4 protein-coding genes are annotated in these 3,259 nt (G+C 28.6%); 3 read left to right on the top strand and 1 reads right to left on the bottom strand.

All coding sequences use genetic code 11. The features are described from left to right. From SVN78_09680 to SVN78_09690, 3 genes are all read left to right on the top strand, one after another. Positions 1-1,412 (top strand): CTP synthase (locus tag SVN78_09680; protein MDY6821874.1); only part of this gene is annotated, 1,412 nt, incomplete at its 5' end. An 11-nt stretch (positions 1,413-1,423) separates the two neighbouring features. Then, on the top strand, positions 1,424-1,885 hold the full coding sequence (locus SVN78_09685; protein ID MDY6821875.1) for a chemotaxis protein CheX: 462 nt from the start codon (positions 1,424-1,426) through the stop codon (positions 1,883-1,885). A gap of 14 nt (positions 1,886-1,899) precedes the next feature. Then, positions 1,900-2,667 carry an NRDE family protein gene (locus SVN78_09690; GenBank protein MDY6821876.1) on the top strand — a complete coding sequence of 256 codons (768 nt, stop codon included), beginning with the start codon at positions 1,900-1,902 and terminating at the stop codon, positions 2,665-2,667. A 4-nt stretch (positions 2,668-2,671) separates the two neighbouring features. On the opposite strand, the gene SVN78_09695 is transcribed toward SVN78_09690, so the two are convergent. Then, entirely contained in the window at positions 2,672-3,187 is a 516-nt protein-coding gene (locus tag SVN78_09695; GenBank protein ID MDY6821877.1) for a heme NO-binding domain-containing protein, read from the bottom strand. Positions 3,188-3,259 lie beyond the last annotated feature (72 nt).

Genomic DNA, 3,259 nt, shown 5'->3' on the forward strand with positions numbered 1-3,259 from the left:
CTGAGACAGATTTAGATCTTGGTCATTATGAGAGATTTTTAACCTCATCAACATCAAAAGATTGCAGTATTACTGCTGGCCAGATTTATTATAGTGTGATTAATAAAGAGAGAAAGGGTGCATATTTAGGTGATACAGTCCAGGTTATTCCCCATATAACAGATGAAATAAAGAAAGGAATTTTAAAAAAACAAGAAGACTTTGATATTATAATGGCTGAAATTGGTGGGACAGTTGGTGATATTGAAAGTCTGCCTTTTCTAGAAGCTATACGACAATTAAAGATTGATATCGGTGGTGATAGAATATTGTATATTCATGTCACATTAGTGCCTTTTATGAAGAGTTCTGGAGAGTTAAAGACAAAACCTACTCAACATTCAGTTAGAGAATTGAGGGCAATAGGTATACAACCTGATATTTTAGTATGTAGATCTGAATATCCTTTAGATAGTGATATTAGAAATAAACTAGCTCTTTTTTGTAATGTGTCAGTCAACTGTGTAATCAACGCAGTAGATGTTTCTACAATATATCAGGTGCCTATTAATTTGCATAAGGAAGGTATTGATAATTTAATTAAAGAAAAACTAAATTTAATTGATAAAAATAGTGATCTTAGCAAGTGGGAGTATATTGTTGATCGTATTAAGCATCCCTCTGATGAGGTTCATATATCAATAGTCGGTAAATATATTGAATTAAAAGATGCTTACCTAAGTTTAAATGAAGCCCTGTTACATGGTGGAATTAATAATAATTTAAAGGTAAATATTCACTGGGTAAATGCCGAGGATCTAGAGGTAAAGTTTGATAGCAGTTATTTTGAGGATACTGATGGTATTTTGGTGCCAGGTGGTTTTGGCGATAGGGGTATAAATGGTAAAATTAAGGCGATAAATTTTGCTAGGATCAAGGATATTCCTTTTTTTGGAATATGCCTTGGATTACAGTGTGCAGTTGTTGAATATGCTAGAAATGTATTGAAATTAAGTGATGCTAATTCTGTGGAATTTGATAATAATACTAAAGACCCTGTAATAGATTATATGCTAGATCAAAAGAATATTGAAAAGATGGGCGGATCAATGAGGCTTGGTGCTTATAAATGTCAATTAGCAGAGGATAGCTGTGCATATAGAGCTTATAAGAAAAAGATTATCTATGAAAGGCATAGGCATAGATTGGAGTTTAACAATAAATATAGGGATCAATTTGAGCAAAGTGGTATGGTTGTAACAGGAATAAATCCAGAAAATGATTTGGTTGAGATTATTGAAATAAGAACCCATCGTTGGTTTTTGGGATGTCAATTCCATCCAGAATTTAAGTCTAAACCCTTTGATGCACATCCTTTATTTAGTGATTTTATAAAGGCAGCATATAGTTACCATTTAGATAAAAATAGATAATTGCGCTAATTATGGAAATTGGATCAATAAAATATATTAATATATTTAATATTGCAATTACTAATATATTTGAATCAATCTTCAATATAAAGGTGCATAGAAAGGGAATATCTGTAATTGGTGATAACAAAAAGTTAAAAGATCTGACATCAATAATGATTTTAAAGGGTGATCTTTACGGTTTTTCATTAATTAGTTTTTCAAAGAAAGCACTAACGAGGTTATATCTAAACCTATTTGGCAATAATAATATAGATGATATGTTATTAGTAGATTTAAGTAATGAAATATTAAATATGGTAATGGGAAACGCAAAAAATTTAATTATTAAAAATTATAATAAAAAATTAGTCTTAAGCTCTCCAAAACAATTTGGCGGAAATATCAGTAAAGAGACTTTAATTAGTGAATTATTTATTTATAATTCTGAGACAATGATACTTGGTGCTTATCTTAAAGAAAGCGGGATATAAAAATATTTTAATTAATGTGTTTTTTAATATTTAGTTACAATAATCATAATAAATATAAACTTATGTTTTGCGCAAATAGGGATGAATTTTTTAATAGGCCAACTGAAAATATGCATTTTTGGCCTGAAAATCCAGATATACTTGCAGGTCGCGATCTTTTGGGTAGTGGTACTTGGCTTGGAATCTCTAGAAAAGGGAAAATTGCAGCCCTTACGAATTTTAGAAAATTAATAGACAAGCCTGTAGAGAAGTTATCGAGAGGTAGGATTGTAAAATATTTTCTCACTCATAATAAGAATATAACAAATTTTTTCAAATACTTAAAAAGAACAAAAGATAAATACAATTTTTATAATCTTATTTTTGGCGATATTAATGAGCTTTATTATTATAGTAATAAAACAGATAATATAAAATTATTAGAGAGTGGTATATACGGGCTAAGTAATGCTTTTCTTGATACTCCTTGGCAAAAAGTTGTTAGGGGTAAGGAGCTTTTTAAAGATATAATATCTAGGGATGATTTTTCATACAGAGATCTTTTTTGGCTACTTACAGATAATAAAAAAGCTGAAGATGATATGCTCCCAGATACAGGTTATCCAAAGGTCTATGAAAGAGAATTATCGTCCATATTTGTTCAAATGGGTGAATATGGTACAAGGTCATCTACGGTTATTCTAATTGATTATAGCAATAATGTAGATGTATATGAGCGTTGTTATGATAAAGAGGGATATCCAATTAGCACAAAGCATTTTAATTTTACTATAGATTTTTAATAAATTATTTAAACTCAACCTCAATTGTTTTATTGTCTATCTTATTAACATTAATCATTTGATTATAGTATTTTGCAACTCCCTTAATGAGTGATATTAAAAGATCTATTAAGTTCCTTTTTGAGTTATAATGTATAATTAATTTATTTCCATTTTCCTTAAAAGAAAAACGTGGTGGTGTTGATCCTCCATAGGTGTTAACAACATTTAGGTGAATTTTATCCATTGCCATTAAAAAATCTTTAGCATTTTTATAGGTTCTATAGTAACTTTTAAAATATTTTTGCGAGAACACATTAACCCAGTAATCCCCAAAGGCATCAAATATTTGTTTAACACTTAATTTAGAAGACTTTGATAATTCATCTATTAACTTTTTAAAGGTTTCATCATCAATATCTACATTATTTAAATAATTTTTGTCTTCTAAACCAACTTTTTCTGCAATATCCTTATACATATTTGCACCAAATTTATCTCTTACAAGATCTCTAATACAGTTAATAATTAAAGCCTTCATAAATACCTCTAAATATTAATTTATTCTAATTATAGAATATGGTATTTTTTAATTTTTATCTAATCTTTTTAT

This window comes from Deferribacterota bacterium, assembly GCA_034189185.1.
Classification (GTDB): domain Bacteria; phylum Chrysiogenota; class Deferribacteres; order Deferribacterales; family UBA228; genus UBA228.